A 22899-nucleotide genomic window follows, 5' to 3' on the forward strand; every position below is an offset into this window, starting at 1 on the left:
GAGCGTTTAAACAATTACTTGGAAAACCAAATGCTGAAATTTTAGCAAATGATCCATTGTATAAGTTATCTTCGGCATTGATCAACAAATACCGTGAGGAAGATCCTAGCGCGAAAGCTGAGCATGACAAGTTTGACGCAGCTTACCGCAAATATGTTGCAGGTGTATTGGCCTCCAATCCAAAAGGTAAATTCTATCCGGATGCAAACAGTACATTGCGTCTTTCTTATGGCACTATCAAAGGCTTACCAAAAGACCCTCGTAACGATGCTGACAAGAACTTCTATACAACCTTAAAAGGTACTGTTGCGAAATACAAAAAGGTGACGAAGAGTTCGATTTGCCACAACGTTTGATGGATTTGTACAAAATAAGGACTATGGCCGTTACGCTGACAAAAAGGATATTTACCAGTAAACTTCCTAAGTAACAACGATATAACTGGTGGAAACTCCGGTTCTCCGGTAATAAATGGCAATGGCGAATTAATTGGCCTAGCTTTTGATGGTAATATTGAGGCGATGGCTGGTGATGTGATCTTCGACCATAAGCTACAACGTACAATTTCAGTTGACATCCGTTATGTATTATTTATCATCGATAAATTTGCTGGGGCAACGAATATTATTGAGGAACTTAAGATTGTTGAATAGTTTTTTTAAGCTTTTTCGATAAAAAAACGAAATTTATTTTCAATTTGATTCGTTTTTGTATATTTAGGGAGTGTTTAGGAAAAAACCATAAAAACTAAAATTATAATTATAAAAAAATGGAAAACTACGTAAAATTAAAAGAGTTAGTAGCTTCTATCGAAGCTGATGCAGACAAGTTCTTCAACAATGGTAATTCTGCTGCTGGTACACGTGTACGTAAAGGATTACAAGACATCAAAACCTTAGCACAAGAAATTCGTAACGAAGTTACTGCTAAGAAAAACAACGGAAAATAATCTTTCTTGAGTTTACATAAAAAGGCCTTTCAAATGAAGGGCCTTTTTACGCACTAATGCGACCTAAAGCTTGTTACAAGTAGTAACAGCCCATCACAAGGTTATACACCTTCACACCAAGATAACCACCCACAACTGCATTTAGTTTGTCGTAAACTTGCTTTCTATTCAAAGGTTTGTCTTTTTTCTTAAGAAGCTCGTTAGAAGAAATAGTTACAGGACTCAGCTCTACTTTAGTGGCAAACATATTATAATGGAGCTCCGGGACAGCCAAACCCAAAATCATCCCAGGTAGACCATTGAATGCAGACGGCCCGCCAGATACGGGAATCTGATCTGTATAAAATGCGACAGCATAGATTGAGTCAAGTACAAGCCCATTAGCTCTGCGGCATTGATATCCTGCGATCTCTCTGTACTCGTTTGTAATTTTCCATTTAATCTTCAGCGTAGAATCGGCTATTACAATCCGTTCTCCTCCCAATTCAAATGTAGATTTGAATTCCTTTGTTTTCAAATGTTGATAACTGCTGATTCCCGATTCGAAAATCCCCATCCGCATCAGCTGCTCAGCGGCCTCAGGGTAATCCTCAGGAACATGTTCATAAAGCACCTCATTTGTAGAAAACTTCAACGTCTTTTTGAGGACTTGATTTTCTGGCGCATGTTCCGCCATTCCCTTAAATGCATTTCGGCTCTCTTCGTCCTTAGCATAAGCTCCATAACGCTTGATCAAATTTTTAAGAAATACGGTTTTCTCAAAAGTAATTGTTCCCTGATCTGGAAAATAAGCATATTGCCCCTCCGCTACCTTTCCCAAACATAGTATTAAAAATAGGGTTATTATATTTCTGATCGTTCTCATTTTATTTTGATTTGACTAACATCTTATTGATTTCCCAGCTCAGTTTCACCATATAATATCTACCGATGGTATTAAATCGGCGCTCAGTCAGAAGTGTTCCATTTTGATTTCGTTCAAAGCCAATATTTTGGTTCAATACGTCATTGATCATAAATGTCAGTTCGAGCTTCTCGTCTTTCATAAACTTTTTTGATAGTCCGGGACTCAGCACAAAACGCTCGAATTTCTTACTATAAACCGCCGTTGGTGCCTGATATATGTAGTTAAATTCTGTCCGTAATACAAATTTGGCTGGCAGGAAGTATTTAAATTCTCCATTAGATGAGAATGTAAACCCTTTACTATCTTCCATCATGCCAATCGAATTATCCTGGATGACATATCCCGGTGAAACCTCAATTCCAAAATCCAAACCTTTTGTTGAAGACTTTTGAAGTCCATAACTCAAAGAATAGGTCTGAAACTTTGCATTGGCTAAAACATTATTCACGTAATTATAATTATTACCGATAGAAATAGCTGGCCCTCCACCGTGTCTCAATTGGTACTTTTTCCATAAAATCCCATAATACATTGGTCTTATGCTAATTTGATTATTGGCATTATTGTTCAAGTTATCCCAAATAAAGGTCGTTTTACCGACAGAGTCGATTGTGGTATTTTGCACCAAAGCATTCTTCGTTCGGGAAGCATTGATGTAAATACCGTAAAACTCACCTGTAAGAATGGAGAAAGATCTAAAATTTAAATTCAATTCATTCGTATAAGATGGCTTTAAATTTTCATTTCCTAAATATTCGTTCAATGGATCAAGATTTGAGCGTAGTGGCTGAATCTGATTGAGTGAAGGTAATCCATTTGTTCCTCTATAGATCACGGAAATCGATCTATTTTTTTAATCTCATAATTTAAATCCAAAACGGGATTATAGACAAAAAAGATCTGGACAAGTGTGCGTCGTCCGCCCTGTTCAATTGTGACAAATCACTATTTTCAAACCTGTTGGCAATGTTAACAACAAATTTTTCCATCGGCTTATAGTTGATCGAAAGATTATAGGTGTTCTTCGTTGTTTTGTACAAAAAGTCATTGCTATACACATCATCCTTATCGTGATACTTTCCTGTGTTCAGATTTTTGTTCAGGGATTCTACCGAATTACTATTACGGTTAAAATTAATACCGTATTCAAAAGCTAGTATGACCTTTTTTGATAAAGGTTCAGAATAAGACAGCTCACCACCAGTTGTAAATGTATTGTTATCAATGACCTTTTTCTGATCCAAGGTTGTATTTCCCACAGAATCTCCATTTCTATAATAAACTAAACTTGAATATAGCTTTTGCTCACCATCCTGCTTACTTCCTGAGGTGAAATAATTGATTGTTAATGAACGACCCATTTTCTTAAATCGTTTCACATAAAGTGCTGAAGCATTATACTCCTCTGACTTGGTATCATTGTTAAGATCTCGGATATTTCCATTAACCAGCTGATCAAATTGGTTGACCGTGTTTGAAATAGTCCTTGAAGAACTGATATCGCGTTTCCTATTAGCGCCTGCCCATACTGTCAAATCGGATAAAGAATCTATTTTAAATTCATATTTCAGTCCCACATTATGTCTTTTATTATCACTGGAAGCAGCGGTAATGTTATTGCTAATCAGAATGGTATCTCTCGCCGCATTTCTGGTAAATATACTTCTATCCAGATCTACATTTGACTGGCTATATTTATAGTCAATCCGCCAGGAATGTTTCTTATTTGCGGTTTTATCCGAGTATAAGAACCCTGTATTGAGAGACTTTGGAATTCCTTCGCCCTCAAAGTTTCCGGAACCGTCCCCATCACCGCCTATACTTGAAGCTTCCTGACCATTCAATCCTGTTTTGCCTGTATTACTTGCGATCAAATAAGTTGAAACCCGAAAAGATTGGTTGAAATAATTCAAAAAACCTTGACCAAGATAAAATTTATTGTTTCCTCCTCCAGCATCGACTTTTCCAAAAACACCGCGCTTGGCTTCCTCTTTTAGCTTAACATTGATGGTCTGTGTACGTACACCATCATCAATACCAGTTTTCTCTGCTTTATCAGATTTTTTCTCATAGACCTGAATCTTATCCACCATATCCGAACGGATATTTCGGCTCACCAATTTTGGATCGTCACCAAAAATTCCTCCCCATCAACAAGCATCTTTTCAACGGTTTTCCCTTGTGCGGTAATCTTTCCAGAAGCATCTACAGTAATTCCGGGCAAAACTTTCAAAAGATCCTCAACCTTTGCATTCTTTTCTACCTTGAAACTCCGGGCATCGTATTCTGTTGTGTCTCCCTTTATTGTTATTGGAATCCGGCCCGTTACGATTACCTCCTGCAATAAAGTAGCACTATTTGTAAGCCCAATCGACAAGTTTGAATAATCTCTCTTTGGTAAGATGTCGGCATAATATTCGCCATATTTTGGATAGGTTACGATAAGCACATATTGGCCAGTATCTGGCTGTAATAGAGAGAACCTCCCTTCTTCATCGGATCGGGTGAAGTCCGTCAGAATCGAATCTTTGGCAGTTAACAACATAATTGTCGCATTATGAAGTTTAAGCTTATCTTTTGCGTCTTTAATTTTCCCTCGATTTTGGATTGCGCATGAACTGTTCCGCATAAGCAAAGTAGAAAAAGTAAAAGTGATAACCACACTCTTTTCATAAAATTTATTAAATGGTATTTAATGACAAATTATAATAGCAGGCAAAACTACTATTTTACTGGATTTTTTACTTCGTCATAAAAAAAAATAACTATGTAATGAAAAAATCACTAGAAGATTCAATCTAAGTCAAACGAAATCAACAACGTTTCATGTAAGATCATCAATATAAACATTGATTTATTTTGCCACGATCAACAAAGGGCTATCCATAGATAACCCTTTGTTGATCGAAACAGCTCCTACCTCCAATCGCATTGATCATTGAATAAGCTGACCTTCCTACAAATTGCCTAGCTCCATGATAAATTGAACTGTTTCTTTATTCATGTGCTGCGACAATACAGCCGAAATCTGATCGGTCATTGTCTTTCTGCTCATCCGTTTCATTTTGCTTTTTCGAATCTCTTCTTATCCATGACTACATCATTGCTCAATTCGACTTTAGTGGCAAAATAAGAAACGTGCTGACTTGGTACCACCAATCCAAGGATCATCCCCGGAAGCCCGTTAATAGACTCAGGTCCACCACTAATCGGAATTTCGTTACAATAATACCCGATCACATAAATCGAATCAGCGGTAAGACCATTAGCTCTCCGGCAGCTGTATCCAGCAATTTCGCGATACTCGTCGGTAACTTTCCATTTGATACGTTTCATCGTGTCTTCCACAATAATCTTTTCGCCAACGATATCATTATACCTTTGGAAAGATCGAGTCGTCATATTGGACAAGGTAATTCCTTCAAAATCCAAAGCGAGCATCATGATATATTGCTTGACCACCTGATCCAGATGATCATCTTTGACCGGTTCAAACAAGGTTTCATTGGCATTGAATTTTAAGGTCTTTTTCAATACTGCATTTTCTGGCAGTTTGGGCAGCACCTGTTCAAAAAACATTTTTGATTTATCATCAGCTTTTGCTAAGAATTTCTTACCCACAATATTCTTTATGTACATGGTCTTATCGTAGGCAATGCTCCCAGACCTCCCGAATAGGGTGTACTGTGCCTTGAGGCTTAGCATAGTGAAGCATAAAAAGAGAAAAACGATATATTTTAGCATGGTATTTATCTTAAATTTTATTAAAACATTTTGGTGAAGTCCCAGGATAGCTTGAGCATATAATATCTACGGATCGTATCATAACGACGCTGTGTAAAAATTGATGTCGATGCTGAACGACTGAAACCCTTATTTTGGTCAAGCACATCATTGATCATAAAATCCAACATGAGCGATTCATTCTTCAGGAATTTTTTACTTACTCCGGGGTGCAACAAAAATTGTTCAAATTTTTGATCAAAAGCCTTCGTTCCTGCTTCGTAGGTATAGCTATAGTTTGTATATACTTTAAAGGTTTTGCCAATAAAATATTCTACACTACCGTTCGATCCAAATACAAAACCATTACTATTTGTGTTGCGCTCCAAGCTGGATTTCATTAACCGATATTGCGGACTGAAGTTTAAATCGAAATTCAATCCTGTCTTTGTATCTCTTTTAAAGTTATATGTAAAATTGAAATTCGTTGTATTGACTTTGTTCAATTGCTGATTGAATAGATTATAATTGTCACTCATATTCAGAGAGAACTGTGGCGAATTGGACAAACCCAGTTTTTGCTCAATTTGAAATGGTACCCAGACCAGATGTTAACAGATGTATTTGTTTTACCACTTACATTATTCCATGTATAGATATTGAATCCCTGTACAGTATCAATATTTTGTGTGATGGGATTTTTATCCAAAGAGATATTTCCGCCCACATAGACATAACTTCCGGTCAGAATCCGAAATGAGTTATAGTTTATATTTAAGGAGTTTATAAAAGAAGGTTTTAAATTCTCATTTCCCAAATAACGGTTAATCTGATCCGAATTATCCAAAATAGGTTGAATCTGAGTCATGGAAGGCAATTGATTCTTTCCTGTGTAATTCAACCATAACCCTTTGGTTTTTGTGAAAGAATATCCGGCACTCACATTGGGATTATACGTAAAATAACTTCTGGAAAGCCCCTCTTGGCTATAGTAATTATATTGTTTCAGTCTGTCATTATTAAAATTATTTGCAACGGTAAACCTAAACTTATCCGTCGTATGCACTATGGCTAATTTATATCTGCTGCTCCGTCTATCGAAATCGTAATTGTTACTGAAACGACTGTCCAGGTTATTATATTTCCCGTCAACACCTTTATTGAATGATTCAACACGGGAGGAATTATTACTACTTTCTATTCCAGTTCCGACAACGAGATTCCAAACTTTTGACAACGGCTCTGTATACGATACCGAAGCGCCTAGCACCTCATTTTTATTATTGCGTTCCTTACGTTGATCTGTAGAGTCTATTGGCGTATAACCTGCGGTATCCTTCTTAGCCAAACTATTTTTAACCTCTGAGAATAGATAACCATCTCCTATCATTTCAGTTCGTCTGACTTGACCATCTAATGTAAATGAGCGCCCCTTTTTCTTAAATTTATGGGTAAAATAAGTACTAAAATTCAACTCGTTGATCGTGTTCTTAATGGTCTCATGAGTTTTTTCAGCTACAGTCGTATCCATATTCTGCGTAAACTGATAGGCTTCACGTCTGTTGTCCGACCAGAGATTTTTGCGGGAAGCTCCACCCCGGATGGTCAAGGTATTTAATGAGTCAAAATTTAGATCATATTTTAAATTGGCGCGATGCTGATCATTCTCTGTATCTACAGATTTATTCGATTTATTATTGATCAAGCCTGTACTGATGGTCTCATCGTCTCCATCACTGCTTAATCTTCCGTATTTATAGTTGATATTAATATTATGTTTATCCTTATTGAATTTATCCGAAAAATTAACCCCGGAATTAATCGCTCGGGGTATACCGATAACACCTTGCCCTGAAAAAGGATCCGTAAAATTAGTCCAGGACATGGATCCGTCATCCCCGTATGAAACACCCGAGTCACCACCATATTTCTGTGCGTCTTGCCAGTTCATACTTGTTGTCCCGTTATTTCCAAAAAGACCATAAACGGAAATCTTTTGAGATCCTTTGAATTTGTTTAACATCAACTGCCCCATGTAATAATCACTGGTACCGCCTCCGAGTAAGGCTTTTCCGAACATGCCATTTTTGGCACCCTCTTTTAGTTTGACATTGATCGTCTGTTCCCGCTGTCCATCATCTACTCCTGTTCGTTCCGCCTGCTCGGATTTCTTTTCATACACCTGTACCTTATCAACCATATCTGATCGGATATTACGGGTCACCAATGTCGGATCATCACCGAAAAACTCCTCGCCATCCACGAGTACCTTTTTGACAGTTTTACCCTGTGCAGTAATTTTTCCGGACGCGTCGACTGTGATCCCCGGCAAGACTTTTAACAGGTCTTCCACCTTCGCATTTTTTTCCACCTTAAAGCTACCGGCATCATACTCAGTGGTGTCTCCTTTTATTGTAATGGGAATTCGACCCGTAACAATAACTTCCTCCAATAAAGTGGCCGTTTTGGTCAATCCCACAGTTAACTTAGAATAATCTTTGTCTTTAGAAATCGATGTATAATAATCACCGTATTTGGGATAACTGACGATCAACAGATAGGATCCCGTATCTGGCTTGGATAGAGAAAAAGTCCATTTTCATCCGATCGGGTAAAACCTGTCAATATGGAATCTTTAGCGGTTAACAACATAACTGTTGCATCAGATAGTTTGACCTGATCTTTTACATCACTTATTTTTCCGGCAATTTTGGACTGTGCTAGCACTATTCCATGAACACCGAAAACGAAAAACAAGAGAATTTGCAAAACTCTTTTCATAAAATCGTTGGATAGTATATCAATATTACATTAGTAAATAAAACCAATGTTTTGTTACAGTAAATTTAATTTTATTTCTCAAAAAGCATTCTGAAGCGTTCCACAGCTAATTGAGACAAAATATAGTGGTTATAATTAAGAGGTATCAATCGGATAAATTCCACAAGAGGTTCGGAATTATTGATAGCTTTTATCGCGTTGTATCTTGATCAATTTCCATAATTGATGACAGAACGAGCAAATCAATACCACAAAAATAATCTGGGAGATTATCGCTATATAATTGCGGTATGCGACCATTATTTCTATCCTCTCAAGTTTATTCATCCAATAGTTATTGAGTAGAATACCACAAATTGACCCCAATAGAAAAAATATAATGGCATATTTTTTATCCGAATGAGCTTTGGATTTTGCATTTTCCAAATCTGTAATCTGCCCCATAATACGTTGCTCAAAGTCATCAAATGGCATCCTTACTTTGCTCATTTGCATGATCTGTTTCATTTTCTTGTGTTCGTTATCCATGATATTCGGATTTTTTTATCAGTTGACTCAATACCAGTTGCATATTTTTGCGTGCCCGATGTAGAATGACTTTCGTATTAGCGAGTGTCCAGCCCATGATTTCCTGAATTTCCTCCATGGATTGTTCCTCCAGATAAAATAGGCGTAGGGCGACAGATTCCTTGGGAGATAAAATAGCAAGGGCATCATTAATCATTTCTTTTCGCTCATTGTCAATAATTTCGTCTAGAATAGACACATCATATGCTTGGTCATGATCTGTTAGGTCAAAATCGATCAGTGTTAACTTCTTATACCGGATACTATTAAAAGCAATATGGACAACGATACGATAAAACCAGGTGCTAAATTTTGATTTGCCTTTAAAAGAGGTTAAGGACTGATAGCATTTAATAAAAGCATCTTGAACAACATCTTCAGCCAAATGTTCTTGCTTGACAATGGAAAGCGCAACAGAAAAAGCCATATCCTGATACGTTTTTATAAAATACCGGTATGACTCTACATCCCCGGACAATACTTTTCGAATATAGATTTCGTCCATTGAATGGCTAAATATCGTGTTTTTTATCCAGTCTATTTGCGACAATCATAGCTATACCAGCGGATATAATCAGAATGGCAACAGCGAGTGAGTCAGGCAAGCCAGCACTCACATAGTTTTGTATTATGCCCACAATCAACAAGCCAATACCTATGCCTAACACCAGAATCCCCGGTTTTTGCCAATCAGCGGGCTGCCTTCTTCTTTCCTCCCCAGGGAGATTGATTGCAGTACTGCGATAACGCATGACAAAATAAACACAAAGTGTGATACAGGTAAATAATCCCACAGCCATAACCGCTGCCATTGTCTGTTTTTCCATAATGATTTGATTTAATTTTTACATTAGTCACTACCGACTCTGAAAAGGTTACAACAAATTGAGTTAAATGTGCCGATTTGTGTAAATTTGTTTCAAATACAAACAATATGCAAAACATTAAAGAATATGTAGAAGCAAACAAGCAACGTTTTTTAGATGAGTTGTTTGATTTATTGCGTTTACCTTCGGTCAGTGCTGATCCCAAATTTAAGGGTGACGTACAGAAGACTGCTGAATTTGTTGCTCAGAAATTGCGTGATGCAGGGGCCGACAACGTCGAAGTTTGTGCCACTGCTGGTAATCCAATCGTTTATGGCGAAAAAATTATTGACCCTTCATTGCCAACTGTACTGACCTACGGCCACTATGATGTACAGCCAGCTGATCCATATGAGTTGTGGGACACCCCTCCTTTTGAACCGACTATCCGCGATGGTAAAATATATGCCCGCGGTTCGGCAGATGACAAAGGACAATTTTACATGCACGTAAAAGCTTTCGAATATATGATGCAAAACAATGCTTTGGCATGTAACATCAAATTTATGATCGAAGGTGAAGAAGAAGTTGGTTCTGTTAACTTAGGAACTTTTGTCAAAGAAAACACCGAAAGACTTAAGGCAGATGTGATCGTGATTTCGGATACATCTATGATCAGCATGGCGCAACCGTCTTTGGAGACAGGTCTCCGTGGACTTTCTTATGTCGAAGTTGAAGTCACTGGACCTAATCGTGATTTACACTCTGGCGTATATGGTGGTGCTGTTGCGAACCCAGCTACTATTCTTGCAAAACTTATAGCTTCTTTGCACGATGAAAACAACCATATTGCAATCCCTGGATTTTATGACGATGTTGTTGAATTAACGGCCGAAGAACGCAAAGCATTGAACGAAGCTCCATTTGATATCGAAGAATACAAATCAGATTTGGGTATTCAGAATATTTGGGAGAAAAGGGATACACAACTTTAGAACGTACAGGAATCCGACCTACTTTGGAGGTCAATGGTATCTGGGGTGGATATATCGGTGAAGGTGCCAAAACTGTTTTACCTTCCAAAGCAAATGCTAAAATCTCGATGCGTCTTGTTCCAAACCAAAATTCTGAACGGATTACCGAACTATTCAAAAACATTTTGAAGGTATTGCACCAGATTATGTTAAAGTTGAGGTAAAACCGCATCACGGTGGTGAACCAGTGGTCACTCCTACAGATAGTGTTGCCTATAAAGCTGCTGAAAAAGCTTTGCATGAAACATTTGGCGTAAAACCAATTCCTACCCGTGGTGGTGGATCTATTCCAATTGTTGCTTTATTTGAAGACGTCCTGGGACTCAAAACGGTACTTCTGGGATTTGGACTTGACAGTGACAACTTACATTCTCCAAACGAGAAATATGGAATTGAGAATTACCTAATGGGTATCTCAACAATTCCTTTATTTCATAAATATTACGCAGAACTAAGTAAATAATTTAGTTTTCATTAGATAAAGGGTTATTTTTAAATTTTAGAAATAACCCTTTATCGTTTTATGGATTTTGATTTTCGTCTCATCGTTTTTTATACTGCAGCTCAGCATCTTAATTTCACCAAGACAGCTTCGGCACTCTTCATCTCACAACCTGCGGTAAGCAAAAACATCCAGGAGCTAGAAAAAAACTCGGTGTTCCTCTTTTTGAGAGGAAGGGAATAATCTCGACCTTACTGAATCGGGGCAGATTCTCTATAAATACGCCCAACAGATTATTAATCTCTACAATCAGGCAGGACAGGAGATACAAGAACTACAAACTGGACGTAAAGGGAATCTTGTATTAGGAGCCAGTACAACGATCTCCCAATATGTACTTCCCACATTACTGGCGGATTTTCTCTCCCAATATCCAAACAACCGTATCCAATCTTTTCAATCCAATAGTCGAAGCATTGAAGAACAGCTTATTGACAAAACATTGGATCTTGGTATCACGGAGAGGATCAACAGACAATAGGGCTTTAAAGTATATCCCTTTCATGAAAGATGAGCTCGTATTGGTTACCAATAGCGAAAACCCATTATTAAAACAATTAAAAATCCCATTCTCTCAGATATAACACGATTACCTCTGGTCCTTCGCGAACAGGGTTCAGGTACCCGCACGATTATTGAGAATGCATTAAAAGAACAACGGATCAGTCTTGCCGAAATCCAGATCGAAATGATACTTCCATCAACAGAAAGTATCAAAGGGTATCTGGCCCGCCGCCATAGTTTTGCCTTTCTTTCTATTCATACTGTTCAGCGGGAGGTCCTGAATAACCAATTGACCATCGTCGATATTCCTCATTTGGCTATCGAACGTTATTTCTATTTCACACATCTATATGGTGGCCTTGCCGGTACTCCAAACCAATTCCTGCAGTTCTGTCTGAGACAAAATTTCAAGATATAACATTTGGTTATGTCTCATAAAGAAACATCGTTTTAATCCATGTCGATAGGCTGGTAGATTTGTACAAACGAATTAGAGGCATGGAACACAAAAAAACTAACAAATTACCTAAAAGCGCTCAGTTGGATTATTGTCGCACTGTTTATTACCTGTACAACGCTGTGTGTGTTTCCACTTAAACATGCAAACAATGACAGGTCAATGGATTCACTTGCTCTCGCTAATGATTCATTGATCACACATGTAGCACAATTCAAAGCTGTTTCTTTCAAAGACAATCCGGAAGGAGAAATGGCTAGTTATGGCGAAAAGCTAATCAAAAACACGTACGACTACTTTTACGATGGTGACATAAAAATCGGAAATAAATTGGCTTGCAGCAGTTGCCACCTAAACGGCGGGACAAAGGCATTCGCAGCTCCTATGTTGGACTCACAAATGTTTTCCCAGTTTACATTGGACGGGAAAACAAAGTAGAATCTCTGGAGGAACGCATTAATGGCTGTTTTGAAAGAAGTATGAACGGTCGTGCTATTCCAGAAAACAGCAAAGAAATGCGCGCTATTGTTACCTATATAAAAACATCAGTATCAATACAGTCAATAAAGGAAGATTAGCCGGACAGGGTTTTGTCAAAATGGAGATCCCAAACCGCGCCGCAGATTTAAAACATGGTCAGTTGGTATTTGAAGGCAAATGCACGAGCTGTCATGGAAAAGAAGGACAAGGCATGGCACAGCCTACCGGCAAGGGATATCTATACCCGCCACTTTGGGGAAAGACAGCTATAACGATGGAGCTGGTATGGCCCGATTGCTTACCGCAACACGCTTTATAAAAGCAAATATGCCCTTAGGAGCAAGTTACGACGCACCTCAGCTCAGCGACGATGAAGCTTATGATGTCGCTGCCTATATCAATTCTTTTGACCGACCTAAAAAAGCAAACAAGGAGCTTGATTATCCAAATTTGGCAAAAAAACCAAAGGATAGTCCCTATCCCCATACGCAGATAATATTAGTTTAGAACAACATAAACACGGACCTTATAATTTTTAATATGATGAAAAAACAACTGACAATCGCTTGCATCCTCTTAGCGATGACAACGATTCAAGCTAAAGCACAAAGCAATAAATTATTACTCAACAACCATCAATATACGGGTGCTGTTGCTAAGAAAAAATGTATAAAGCAATCTATCAATTGGATAGTAATGATCCAAAAACAATTGAGAAGGCCATCCGAAATATCAACAACGTTTTGAAAGATCCTCGATTAAAGGGGCATCTTCAAATTGAACTGGTTGCTTTTTCAGGCGGAACAGAAGCTTATTTAAAAAGAACAGTCAGTATGAAAAACCGCTGCAGGATCTCATAGAAAAAGGAGTTATTGTCGCCCAGTGTTTAAATACGTTGGAAGAAAAGCATATCGCCAAGGAAGAATTATTTGATTTCATTGGCTATGTCCCTAGTGGAAATGGTGAATTGATCTTGAGGGCAAATGAAGGTTGGGTCATTGTTAAACCATAATATGATGAAAAAGCTAGTCCCCTTCACCCTCGCTATGGCCTTGTTCGTATCGACAAAAACTAATGCGCAAGAACATCGCTTTGATCCTCCATGGAATAATCCCCAGAATCAGCACTTAATTTTACGGTTCCCGGGATCGATAATATCCCCGATCTATATGGCGATATTGAGAATCCACAGCTAACAGTTTTCTTTGCCGGCAATCAGTTTATGGTCGTTGACGATCTATTAACATCTTTCAAAAAGGAATATCCTCAGTACGAACGTATTTTTGTAGAAACATTGCCTCCCGGAATTCTGGCAAAGCAGATAAAAGGGGGCTCCATCACCGTCGGTAACCTACGCATTACGCACAAACCTGATATTTACACGGCAAGCAAACGTGCGATTAATGACATGGCCGATTATTTCAGTCATACCCAGACCTATTGTTACAACAATATATGTTTGATGATCCCAAAGGGAAACCCTGCAAATATCAAAACATTAAACGATCTGGGGAACTCCAATGTGCGTATTAGCATGCCCAATCCACAATGGGAAGGCATAGGAGAACAAATCAAAGCATCATATAAAAAAGCAGGGGTGAACAACTTGTCAAGAAGATTATGGAAGATAAAGTAAAGGATGGAAGCACGTATTTAACAAAAATACATCATCGCGAAAGCCCGATGCGTATCCTTTATAGTCAAGCAGATGTCGCTCCGGTCTGGACATCTGAGGTTGTTTATCAAAAACTTATTGGTCATCCGGTGGAAGGTATCAAAATTCCGGACAGTCAAAATACCACGGCAACCTATGTGGCGGCAAAACTAAAAATGCACCCCATGCACAGGCAGCAGATGATTTCCTCAAATTTATGGACTCCCCACGGCCAAACAGATTTACAAAAATATGGCTTTACAATAGACTAAAAAGAAAATGGATAATTAATTATCCATTTTTTTTTACTTTAGGTCAAAATTAGTTAAATTGTATGGTTCTATTGCTCAAAAAACTCCATCGTTACTGGTATTTTATTAGCGTCTTACTTGTTTTCATCGTATTATTCCCTATATCTATTTTTTGGCCCAAAATCCTGAAAAGAATTATGCCCGGATAGCACGTATGAGGCGTTGGGTATCAATTGGGGATCCGCATTGGCGGGTGTATTTTTAAAGTAACTTACGAATCAAAAATAGACTGGAACAGGCCGATGATATTATGCCCCAATCATACTTCAGTACTTGATATCACAGCACTCACCTATCTATGCCCGGTCCCGTTTTCATTTATTGGCAAGGCTTCTCTTCTTAAAAACCCCGTTACCCGTATATTTTTCAAAACCATAGATATTCCTGTCACGCGAAGGAGCAAAGTATCTTCATTTAAAGCATTTCAACGGGCTAACGAGCTTGTCCAAAATGGTCGAAGTGTCGTTATTTTTCCGGAAGGAAAGATCGATGACGGATTTCCGCCTCAAATACATGCATTTAAGTCTGGTGCTTTTCGTATTGCCGTTCAAAATGATGTGCCTGTAGTGCCTATTATTATTGAAAATGCATGGGACATTTTCTTTGATGACGGTGCAAAAAGAGGATCTCATCCGGGAATTGTTAAGGTACATGTTTTTTCACCTATCGAGACAAAAGATTTTGACGACAACAATGCGTCCGACTTGGAGAAAATTGTATATGACAAAATGCATTCCTATTGGATTATGAAGAATAAATCGTATTTTCATCAACCAGAGAACGTCCAAAAAATATGTCAGGAAAGATATTAATCGAAATCAAAGATATTGCGCGGGAATATCAAATAGGCTCAGAAACAATTCATGCGCTCAGTTCGGTTACCCTCAATATCCATAAAGGAGAATTTGTAGCACTTATGGGGCCTTCAGGATCAGGGAAATCCACATTGATGAATATCCTGGGTTGCTTGGACACCCCTAGTAGAGGTGAATACATCCTCAATGGCATTAATGTAAGTGACATGTCCGAAGATGAACTCGCTGAAGTAAGAAATAAGGAGATAGGGTTTGTTTTTCAAACGTTCAATCTACTTCCTAAAAGCACCGCACTGGAGAATGTTGCACTTCCTTTGATCTATGCTGGATACAATAAGGCCACACGTGAAGAGAAAGCTACTGGTGCATTGGAAAGCGTTGGACTTGGACATCGTATGGATCACAGACCCAATGAGCTATCCGGTGGACAACGTCAGCGGGTGGCTGTTGCGAGAGCGCTGATCAATGATCCTTCCATTATATTAGCAGATGAGCCTACGGGGAATCTTGACACAAAGACATCCATTGAAATCATGGGTCTGCTCGAAGAGATCCACTCCAGGGGAAACACCATTATCTTGGTCACACATGAAGAGGATATTGCACTACATGCCCATCGTATTGTACGCATGCGCGATGGACTAATTGAAAACGATTATCCCAATGCTGATATCAAATCTGTATCACCACGACTAAGTGCGCTGAATGAAAAGGGGAGCGACTTTGAGAATATTTAAAAATATTATTTCATTATAAATCAAACACTTATATTATTGACACAAAAATAACAGTTGATTTACTTGTTTAAGTTAAATTAAATGATAGTTTTGCGAAAATAGAGAACTTAAATTGTTTTTATATGTATTGGACATTAGAATTAGCTTCGCATCTAGAAGATGCACCATGGCCAGCAACAAAAGATGAATTAATCGATTACGCTATTCGTTCGGGTGCACCAGTTGAGGTGATTGAAAACTTACAATCTCTTGAGGATGACGGTGAGCCATATGAAAATATTGAAGAAATTTGGCCCGATTATCCAACAAAAGATGATTTCTTCTTCAATGAAGATGAATACTAGAAAATAAAAACGCCTTTAGTTAAAGGCGTTTTTATTTCAGTAAATTAATCCATTGCTATGAAGTTCAGTCTTAAGCTTATGAAGATAAAAGTAAAGGTATTGTTGTTAACGTTTGTAAGCTGTATACTCTATATTTCGGTATTCGCACAGGAAAAGCCGGTTACTTCCGAAAATGTTACTGTATTAAAGCAATTTGTACATCGTCTCAATGATACCAATCTCGCTACGGACATCATTTTAAGCCAGGATATATTAACAGCGAAAAATCTAGATGAAGACCAACAGGAATATCTTCTAGCCAGCATAGATGAGATGCGAATCAATGTACAGAGCAAGGATATCAACAAATTGGAATATATCAACTTTATACAGGCCGGTCGGAAAGAAACTTTCGATATTGACCTTGAAGGAATAGATCCGAAACAGGTTTATTTCGTTAGGCATCTCAATCGTTTTGTTTTTGCTACTGTTATTCGGGACAAAAAAATAGCCTCCTTTACCTTGGTTTCTAAAGGGAACAATAAAGCACATTTCGTATTCTATTAGTCTTTTACTGGCTGTATTGTTTGTCGGTACTAGTAGAAATTCCTTCTATGGCATGCGAGCAAATCTAGTGGGACAATTTTCGTATTCTCGGAATAATAGGTAAGATGCTTTCACCTTGTTCCCGTTTTCTATGACATGCTGTTTGAAAGCAATTTTAAGCGTAACAAGCTTTCTTAAAAATTTTTCAATAAAAACACTTGCATTTTAAAATTCTATCAACCATATTTGTAATAACAAAAACAGAAATGATAATAACTGTATTAAATAAAGCTTGGTGGTGGCACAACGAATAACGTTGTGGCAAACTCCTATTGCATTATTTGATATATACATCAAGATATGATGGGCTTGCCTGAATAAGGTAAGCCCTTTTTATTTAAAAATATTATGAAAGAAATTTTAGCCCATTTATTTGAATACAAGTCTTTTTCGCGACAAGAAGCTTATGAGATCTTGACTAACATTGCCAAAGGTAAATATGACAGTTATCAAATCGCTGCTTTTATGACAGCTTATGGCATGCGTAGTATTCGGGTGGAAGAACTTGGTGGGTTTAGAGATGCCATGTACGACCTATGTCTCCAATTGGATTTTGATGGCTACGATCTGATCGACCTATGTGGTACGGGTGGTGATGGCAAAAATACGTTCAATATTTCTACAATTGCTTCTTTCGTTACAGCCGGTGCGGGCTATCAAGTTGCCAAACATGGCAATATAGGTGTATCATCGAGCTGCGGATCTTCGAATGTAATGGAGTATTTGGGTTATCAATTTACGAATGACAAAGCTGAATTACAGCGTCAGCTTGACGAAGCCAATATATGCTTCCTACACGCACCATTGTTTCACCCAGCTATGAAAACAGTTGCGCCGATACGTCGTGCCCTAGGTGTAAAAACATTCTTTAACATGTTGGGGCCATTAACAAATCCGGCCAACCCGAAATTTCAATCTGTAGGGGTATTCAGCTTAGAGCTTGCACGCCTATATGGTTATCTATACCAAAATACAGACAAACAGTACTCCATTATCCATGCATTGGATGGCTATGATGAAATATCGATGACCGGAGATTTCAAGGTCATCAACAATCAGGGTGAAAATTATTATAGTATGGAGGAATTAGGTTTTAGCCCTATTCTTCCCGAGGAACTCGCTGGCGGAGACAGCATCGCTGAAGCAGCAAAGACTTTTTATCCATCTTAAATAATGAGGGTACAGATGTACAGAATAATGTAGTTTTGACAAATGCAGCATTTGCCATAAAAACATTTCATCCTGAAAAATCCTTTGGTGACTGTTTCTATGAAGCCGAGGAATCACTTATGGGAGGAAAAGCGCTCAAAAGTTTCAAAAAAATAACAAACCAATAAAATGGCAGTCAAGATAAAAGTTTGTGGCATGAAATACCCCGACAATATCATTGCGGTTTCTGGTCTTGCTATTGATTACATCGGTTTTATATTTTATGAAAAATCCAAACGATTTGTTGGCGATGCCAACCGGGAATATATAAAGGGGCTCAAGGATATTATAAAAGTTGGTGTCTTTGTGAACGCAAGCCTAACGGAAATTTATCATAAAATAGACGAATTCAATTTAAATGCAGTTCAATTACATGGCGATGAAAGCCCTCAATTTTGTGAGGAACTTAAACAACATACTGCTGTAACCGTGATCAAAGCTTTCGGTATAGACCAACATTTTGACTGGACAGTATTGAATGCCTATGCCGGAGCAATTGACTATTTTTTATTTGACACCAAAAGTAACTCTTACGGAGGTACAGGTATGCGATTTGACTGGTCTTTATTGCATCAGTACAAACTAGAGTACCCTTATTTCCTTAGCGGCGGATTAGATGCGGATAATGTCAAAGACGCTTTGCAAGCGAATGATCCCAGGTTATATGCCTTAGATCTCAATTCAAAATTTGAAGTAGAACCGGGGTTAAAAGATATTGATCTTTTGGCCCATAGCATAAATAGTATTAAACAATGAGTATATACCAAGTCAATGAAAAAGGGTACTACGGTCCATTTGGTGGCGCCTATATCCCCGAAATGCTCTATCCCAATGTAAAAGAGCTACGTGAAGAATACCTCAAGATAATCGAAGAGAAAAGTTTTCAGGAGGAATTCAATCAACTACTCAGTGACTACGTAGGGCGTCCCTCCCTTTGTATCATGCGAAACGACTGTCTGAGAAATATGGTACAACGATCTACCTCAAACGCGAGGATCTTAACCATACTGGCGCACATAAAATCAATAACACCATCGGACAGATTCTATTAGCTGAACGTTTAGGAAAAAAAAGGATCATCGCAGAAACAGGTGCTGGACAACATGGTGTAGCTACGGCTACCGTGTGTGCATTAAAAGGGATACAATGTGCCGTCTATATGGGTGAAATTGATATCCAAAGACAGGCACCCAATGTTGCGCGAATGAAAATGATGGGTGCGGAAGTTATTCCTGCAACATCTGGTTCAAAAACGCTCAAAGATGCGACCAATGAAGCTTTGCGTGATTGGATCAATAATCCGGTCGATACACATTACATTATTGGCTCTGTTGTAGGCCCACATCCATACCCTGACATGGTTGCCCGCTTCCAATCCATTATCTCCGAAGAGACCAAAAAGCAGTTATTAACAAAAACAGGTAAAGAGAATCCAGATATCGTATTAGCTTGTGTGGGTGGTGGATCCAATGTTGCAGGGATGTTCTATCATTTTCTGGATGATGAATCTGTACAGTTGTATGCTGTAGAAGCAGCGGGACATGGTGTTGATTCAGGTGAATCAGCAGCTACAACAGCTTTAGGAAAAGAAGGTGTACTGCATGGTAGTCGATCCATATTAATGCAAACCGAAGATGGTCAGGTAATAGAACCTTATTCTATCTCTGCCGGACTTGATTACCCTGGCATCGGACCGCAGCATGCTTGGCTGTTTAAATCCGGAAGAGGAAAATATGTTAGTATCACAGATGATGAGGCGATGCGCGCGGGACTGGAACTCACTCGACTGGAGGGTATTATCCCCGCAATCGAAAGCTCACATGCACTCGCTTATTTAGGAAAATCCCTTTCAAGGGTGATGAAACCGTTGTCGTTTGTTTATCAGGACGCGGCGATAAGGATCTCGATAACTATATGAAATACTTTGATTTTTAACGCATGAATACGATTGAAAAAAAAGAAGGCAATCCCCTTCTATCGATATATTTTACAGCAGGATATCCCGAACTGGACAGTACCATTCGCATAGCCAAGAAATTGGAAGAAGCGGGTGCAGACTTTTTAGAAATAGGTTTTCCTACTCCGATCCTGTTGCAGATGGACCTGTTATCCAACACAGTTCAGAAGTTGCTCTGGCCAACGGAATGACTGTCAAAAAATTATTTGAACAGTTACGTGAACTACGCCAACATGTGCAGATCCCAGTCTTCCTAATGGGTTACGTCAATCCTGTAATCCAGTTCGGTGTGGAGAAATTTTGTGAAGAATGCAAAAATGTCGGTGTGAATGGTGTCATTATTCCCGATCTACCGATGTATGAATACGAGGATCTCTATAGGGAAACTTTTGAGAAAAACGGCATTGCGAATATCTTTATCGTAACGCCACAGACTTCAACTGAAAGAATCCGAAAAATAGATAGTCTATCCAATAGTTTTATCTATTTATTGTCCTCCAATGCCACAACTGGAAAAACACTGGATGTAGGCGAGGATACCAATGCTTATTTCAAGCGGATACATGATCTTCAACTGAAAAACCCTTTAATCGTTGGGTTCGGAATTTCAAACAGAGAAACATTTCAAAAAGCAAGTCAATATACCGCTGGTGCGATTATCGGTAGCGCGTTTGTAAAAAGATTGACGGAGCAAGATTATATGAATCAGATCCCTGATTTTATAAAATCAATAAAAGGATAGTACAACAACAAAGTGCTAATGTGAATCCAACAGAAAACAACGGATTCACGTTAGTACCTTGTTCACCATTTCAAAAAGAAGCATTATTGCCCTATTGTAGAATACCTAAAGTTCCACTCCTTTAAAAGATATTTGCAAACTTCATTCATAATTTACTAATATTGTAGCGTAAATACGCTTTAGCTGATGATATATCTTTTAAGACCGCTTGTTTAGTCTTAGAATAATATACACAATCTGATTACATTCAGTTAACAACCAATTCATGTATAACCAATAGTTTCGCAAAATGAAGAGCAAGGCTGAAGATCTGAACTATACTGCCTGGATCATTCGCTTAAATGCAGGTGAAATGATAGCTTTTGAATGGTTGTACAATACGTACAAGCATCAACTGGCAAGCAACCTGCTTAAACTCGTAAAAGCGTCCGATATTGCAGAAGATATTCTTCACGATGTTTTCGTTAAAGTTTGGGAAAATAGGACAAAGATTGACCCTGAACGTTCCTTTGAAGGTTACCTTTATCGCATAGCAGCCAATATGGTAGCTGACTTTTATCGAAAAATCAGTAAAGATCGAAATTATCAGCAATATCTTGTCAATATCCAAGAAACTGTCTACCAACATATAGATGAGCTTTTGGAAAATAAATACCGAAGAGAATTGATAGATAAAGCATTGACAGAACTTCCCCTAAATGTAGAACGGTATTTCAATTGTGCAAAATAGAGGGCCGCAGCTATGAGGAAGTTTCAGATCTTTTACAAATATCTCCCAATACGATTAGTAACCATTTAAATCGTGCCAATAAAAAAATATTACTGTTTCTACAGAACCCAGTAAATCTCCCTTATTTCCTTCTTCTTCTGTGGACTAAATAGCTCTTTCAAAAAAAAAAATAAAAAATAATTTCAATTTCGTGTAGTGACTTTTCATTAGCAAGGCGTAATAGATATAAAAGAAGTGCCTTGGAAAAGAAAAATTTGAATAAGCTGTTTCAGGATTTTATTGTCAACCGTTGCTCAGCTGAAGACATTGAACAACTGATGCAACATTTTGGTTCTACTGCATCCATAGAGAATCTTCGTGAGCTAATAGAAGAACAGATTTCTACGCAGCAATGCGAACCTCCTCCTCAAGTCGTTGAATCGATCATTGGTGCTGTTGACAAAAAAATGGCACAAACACTAGCAACGCTTCAGGAGAGAGAAAAAAACAAAGAAAAGTACAAAAACTATGGACATTTGCTTCGGCAGCAGCAGTACTAATCCTAGGCATGTTAACCATACTTTGGCACTACAAACCGAATAGATCTGAAAATCTACCGCAAGAGTTTGTCGAAAAACATCCAGCAGAAATACTTCCGGGGAAAAACCAAGCACGTCTGACACTTTACAATGGCGAAAAGCTTGAGTTTAACAAGCAACACACAATTAATGAGAAGAACAGCATAGCAAATCTGAACTACGAAAAAGGTCGATTAGTTTATGGCGGAAGTTCTGCTGAAGAAACTATTCAATGGAACGTGCTCGAAGTTCCAAAAGCTGGAACTTTTGAAATACAGTTACCAGATGGATCAACTGTTTGGATAAATGCTAATTCCAAGCTCTATTTTCCAAATCGATTTCCTACAGATGAGCGCTTTGTCAAAGTCGAAGGAGAAGCATTCTTTAAAATACAAAAGATAAAAACGTCCTTTTAAAGTCCAAACTGGAGATGTCAATATTTCTGTATTAGGTACGGCTTTCAATGTAAGAGCCTATCATCCCAAACATATATCAACTACATTGGTCGAAGGATCGGTCCAATTGACCTATCATGATCAGCACATCGT

The 22899-nt window shown here is 38.3% G+C and carries 28 protein-coding genes and 7 pseudogenes; 24 read left to right on the forward strand and 11 right to left on the reverse strand.

Annotated elements, in window-relative coordinates; translation table 11 throughout:
- The first annotated feature begins 56 nt into the window (after positions 1-56).
- Together KUH03_RS13025 and KUH03_RS13030 are read left to right on the forward strand one after the other, a co-directional pair.
- Positions 57-653, forward strand: a pseudogene (locus tag KUH03_RS13025) (S46 family peptidase).
- Between the two features lie 116 nt (positions 654-769).
- The gene (locus KUH03_RS13030; protein WP_257093909.1) at positions 770-949 is read left to right on the forward strand and encodes a histone H1; all 180 of its coding nucleotides are present in this window, start codon (positions 770-772) and stop codon (positions 947-949) included.
- Between the two features lie 73 nt (positions 950-1022).
- On the opposite strand, the gene KUH03_RS13035 is transcribed toward KUH03_RS13030, so the two are convergent.
- The 11 genes from KUH03_RS13035 to KUH03_RS13085 form a co-directional block, all read right to left on the reverse strand.
- A complete protein-coding gene (locus KUH03_RS13035) occupies positions 1023-1814 on the reverse strand; it encodes a GLPGLI family protein (RefSeq protein WP_257093910.1) in 792 nt (263 codons plus the stop codon).
- Between the two features lies 1 nt (position 1815).
- Entirely contained in the window at positions 1816-2691 is an 876-nt protein-coding gene (locus KUH03_RS13040; RefSeq protein ID WP_257093912.1) for an outer membrane beta-barrel family protein, read from the reverse strand.
- 31 nt (positions 2692-2722) lie between these two features.
- Positions 2723-3973: an outer membrane beta-barrel family protein gene (locus tag KUH03_RS13045; RefSeq protein WP_257093914.1), complete on the reverse strand. Its 1251-nt coding sequence runs from the start codon at positions 3971-3973 to the stop codon at positions 2723-2725.
- Positions 3970-4401, reverse strand: a complete 432-nt coding sequence (locus tag KUH03_RS13050; protein WP_257093916.1) for a carboxypeptidase-like regulatory domain-containing protein — start codon at positions 4399-4401, stop codon at positions 3970-3972. Before KUH03_RS13050 ends, KUH03_RS13045 begins: the two co-directional genes overlap by 4 nt.
- A gap of 515 nt (positions 4402-4916) precedes the next feature.
- Positions 4917-5600, reverse strand: coding sequence for a GLPGLI family protein (locus tag KUH03_RS13055; RefSeq protein WP_257093918.1), 684 nt, complete (start codon positions 5598-5600; stop codon positions 4917-4919).
- 20 nt (positions 5601-5620) lie between these two features.
- Positions 5621-6148 carry an outer membrane beta-barrel family protein gene (locus KUH03_RS13060; RefSeq protein ID WP_257093921.1) on the reverse strand — a complete coding sequence of 176 codons (528 nt, stop codon included), beginning with the start codon at positions 6146-6148 and terminating at the stop codon, positions 5621-5623.
- Complete coding sequence (locus KUH03_RS13065) at positions 6121-8133, reverse strand: outer membrane beta-barrel family protein (RefSeq protein WP_257093922.1); 2013 nt, start codon at positions 8131-8133, stop codon at positions 6121-6123. The genes KUH03_RS13060 and KUH03_RS13065 overlap by 28 nt, the downstream gene beginning before the upstream one ends.
- On the reverse strand, positions 8130-8360 hold the full coding sequence (locus tag KUH03_RS13070) for a hypothetical protein (protein WP_257093923.1): 231 nt from the start codon (positions 8358-8360) through the stop codon (positions 8130-8132). The genes KUH03_RS13065 and KUH03_RS13070 overlap by 4 nt, the downstream gene beginning before the upstream one ends.
- A 177-nt stretch (positions 8361-8537) precedes the next feature.
- Complete coding sequence (locus KUH03_RS13075) at positions 8538-8888, reverse strand: hypothetical protein (protein WP_257093925.1); 351 nt, start codon at positions 8886-8888, stop codon at positions 8538-8540.
- Positions 8881-9432, reverse strand: coding sequence for an RNA polymerase sigma factor (locus tag KUH03_RS13080; protein WP_257093927.1), 552 nt, complete (start codon positions 9430-9432; stop codon positions 8881-8883). Before KUH03_RS13080 ends, KUH03_RS13075 begins: the two co-directional genes overlap by 8 nt.
- Positions 9433-9439: 7 nt before the next feature.
- Positions 9440-9754, reverse strand: a complete 315-nt coding sequence (locus KUH03_RS13085; protein ID WP_257093929.1) for a hypothetical protein — start codon at positions 9752-9754, stop codon at positions 9440-9442.
- Positions 9755-9861: 107 nt separating this feature from the next.
- On the opposite strand from KUH03_RS13085, the pseudogene KUH03_RS13090 reads away from it, so the two are divergent.
- From KUH03_RS13090 to KUH03_RS13190, 22 genes and pseudogenes are all read left to right on the forward strand, one after another.
- Positions 9862-11230: pseudogene (locus KUH03_RS13090) on the forward strand (dipeptidase).
- 60 nt (positions 11231-11290) lie between these two features.
- On the forward strand, positions 11291-11452 hold the full coding sequence (locus tag KUH03_RS13095; RefSeq protein ID WP_257093931.1) for a LysR family transcriptional regulator: 162 nt from the start codon (positions 11291-11293) through the stop codon (positions 11450-11452).
- A gap of 139 nt (positions 11453-11591) precedes the next feature.
- Positions 11592-12191 (forward strand): annotated as a pseudogene (locus KUH03_RS13100) (LysR substrate-binding domain-containing protein).
- Positions 12192-12392: 201 nt separating this feature from the next.
- The gene (locus tag KUH03_RS13105) at positions 12393-12668 is read left to right on the forward strand and encodes a hypothetical protein (RefSeq protein ID WP_257093933.1); all 276 of its coding nucleotides are present in this window, start codon (positions 12393-12395) and stop codon (positions 12666-12668) included.
- Positions 12575-12808, forward strand: a complete 234-nt coding sequence (locus KUH03_RS48585) for a c-type cytochrome (protein WP_373564811.1) — start codon at positions 12575-12577, stop codon at positions 12806-12808. Before KUH03_RS13105 ends, KUH03_RS48585 begins: the two co-directional genes overlap by 94 nt.
- A gap of 20 nt (positions 12809-12828) precedes the next feature.
- On the forward strand, positions 12829-13029 hold the full coding sequence (locus KUH03_RS13110) for a c-type cytochrome (RefSeq protein WP_257093935.1): 201 nt from the start codon (positions 12829-12831) through the stop codon (positions 13027-13029).
- The gene (locus KUH03_RS13115) at positions 12996-13217 is read left to right on the forward strand and encodes a c-type cytochrome (RefSeq protein WP_257093937.1); all 222 of its coding nucleotides are present in this window, start codon (positions 12996-12998) and stop codon (positions 13215-13217) included. Before KUH03_RS13110 ends, KUH03_RS13115 begins: the two co-directional genes overlap by 34 nt.
- 158 nt (positions 13218-13375) lie before the next feature.
- Positions 13376-13570, forward strand: a complete 195-nt coding sequence (locus KUH03_RS13120; RefSeq protein WP_257093939.1) for a hypothetical protein — start codon at positions 13376-13378, stop codon at positions 13568-13570.
- Between the two features lie 362 nt (positions 13571-13932).
- A complete protein-coding gene (locus KUH03_RS13130) occupies positions 13933-14346 on the forward strand; it encodes a substrate-binding domain-containing protein (RefSeq protein ID WP_257093940.1) in 414 nt (137 codons plus the stop codon).
- The gene (locus KUH03_RS13135) at positions 14331-14636 is read left to right on the forward strand and encodes a substrate-binding domain-containing protein (protein WP_257093942.1); all 306 of its coding nucleotides are present in this window, start codon (positions 14331-14333) and stop codon (positions 14634-14636) included. Before KUH03_RS13130 ends, KUH03_RS13135 begins: the two co-directional genes overlap by 16 nt.
- A 212-nt stretch (positions 14637-14848) precedes the next feature.
- Entirely contained in the window at positions 14849-15487 is a 639-nt protein-coding gene (locus KUH03_RS13140) for a 1-acyl-sn-glycerol-3-phosphate acyltransferase (RefSeq protein WP_257093944.1), read from the forward strand.
- Positions 15469-16227 carry an ABC transporter ATP-binding protein gene (locus KUH03_RS13145; RefSeq protein ID WP_120261557.1) on the forward strand — a complete coding sequence of 253 codons (759 nt, stop codon included), beginning with the start codon at positions 15469-15471 and terminating at the stop codon, positions 16225-16227. The genes KUH03_RS13140 and KUH03_RS13145 overlap by 19 nt, the downstream gene beginning before the upstream one ends.
- A 122-nt stretch (positions 16228-16349) precedes the next feature.
- Positions 16350-16571 (forward strand): DUF2795 domain-containing protein, encoded by a 222-nt coding sequence (locus KUH03_RS13150; protein WP_028072584.1) that lies wholly within the window; start codon positions 16350-16352, stop codon positions 16569-16571.
- A 57-nt stretch (positions 16572-16628) separates the two neighbouring features.
- Positions 16629-17117, forward strand: a complete 489-nt coding sequence (locus tag KUH03_RS13155; RefSeq protein WP_257093945.1) for a hypothetical protein — start codon at positions 16629-16631, stop codon at positions 17115-17117.
- Between the two features lie 387 nt (positions 17118-17504).
- Positions 17505-18493 (forward strand): annotated as a pseudogene (gene trpD, locus KUH03_RS13160) (anthranilate phosphoribosyltransferase).
- A 1-nt stretch (position 18494) separates the two neighbouring features.
- Positions 18495-19121, forward strand: a complete 627-nt coding sequence (locus tag KUH03_RS13165; protein WP_257093947.1) for a phosphoribosylanthranilate isomerase — start codon at positions 18495-18497, stop codon at positions 19119-19121.
- A pseudogene (gene trpB, locus KUH03_RS13170) lies at positions 19118-20300 on the forward strand (tryptophan synthase subunit beta). Before KUH03_RS13165 ends, trpB begins: the two are co-directional and overlap by 4 nt.
- A gap of 3 nt (positions 20301-20303) precedes the next feature.
- A pseudogene (gene trpA / locus KUH03_RS13175) lies at positions 20304-21064 on the forward strand (tryptophan synthase subunit alpha).
- 289 nt (positions 21065-21353) lie between these two features.
- Positions 21354-21794 carry an RNA polymerase sigma factor gene (locus KUH03_RS13180; RefSeq protein ID WP_257093949.1) on the forward strand — a complete coding sequence of 147 codons (441 nt, stop codon included), beginning with the start codon at positions 21354-21356 and terminating at the stop codon, positions 21792-21794.
- Entirely contained in the window at positions 21782-21946 is a 165-nt protein-coding gene (locus tag KUH03_RS48590) for an RNA polymerase sigma factor (RefSeq protein WP_373564708.1), read from the forward strand. The genes KUH03_RS13180 and KUH03_RS48590 overlap by 13 nt, the downstream gene beginning before the upstream one ends.
- Before the next feature lie 87 nt (positions 21947-22033).
- Complete coding sequence (locus tag KUH03_RS13185; RefSeq protein WP_257093951.1) at positions 22034-22333, forward strand: hypothetical protein; 300 nt, start codon at positions 22034-22036, stop codon at positions 22331-22333.
- 8 nt (positions 22334-22341) lie between these two features.
- Positions 22342-22810 (forward strand): annotated as a pseudogene (locus KUH03_RS13190) (FecR family protein); the annotation flags it as partial.
- Positions 22811-22899 lie beyond the last annotated feature (89 nt).

This window comes from Sphingobacterium sp. E70 (genome assembly GCF_019285695.1).
Lineage (GTDB): Bacteria > Bacteroidota > Bacteroidia > Sphingobacteriales > Sphingobacteriaceae > Sphingobacterium > Sphingobacterium detergens.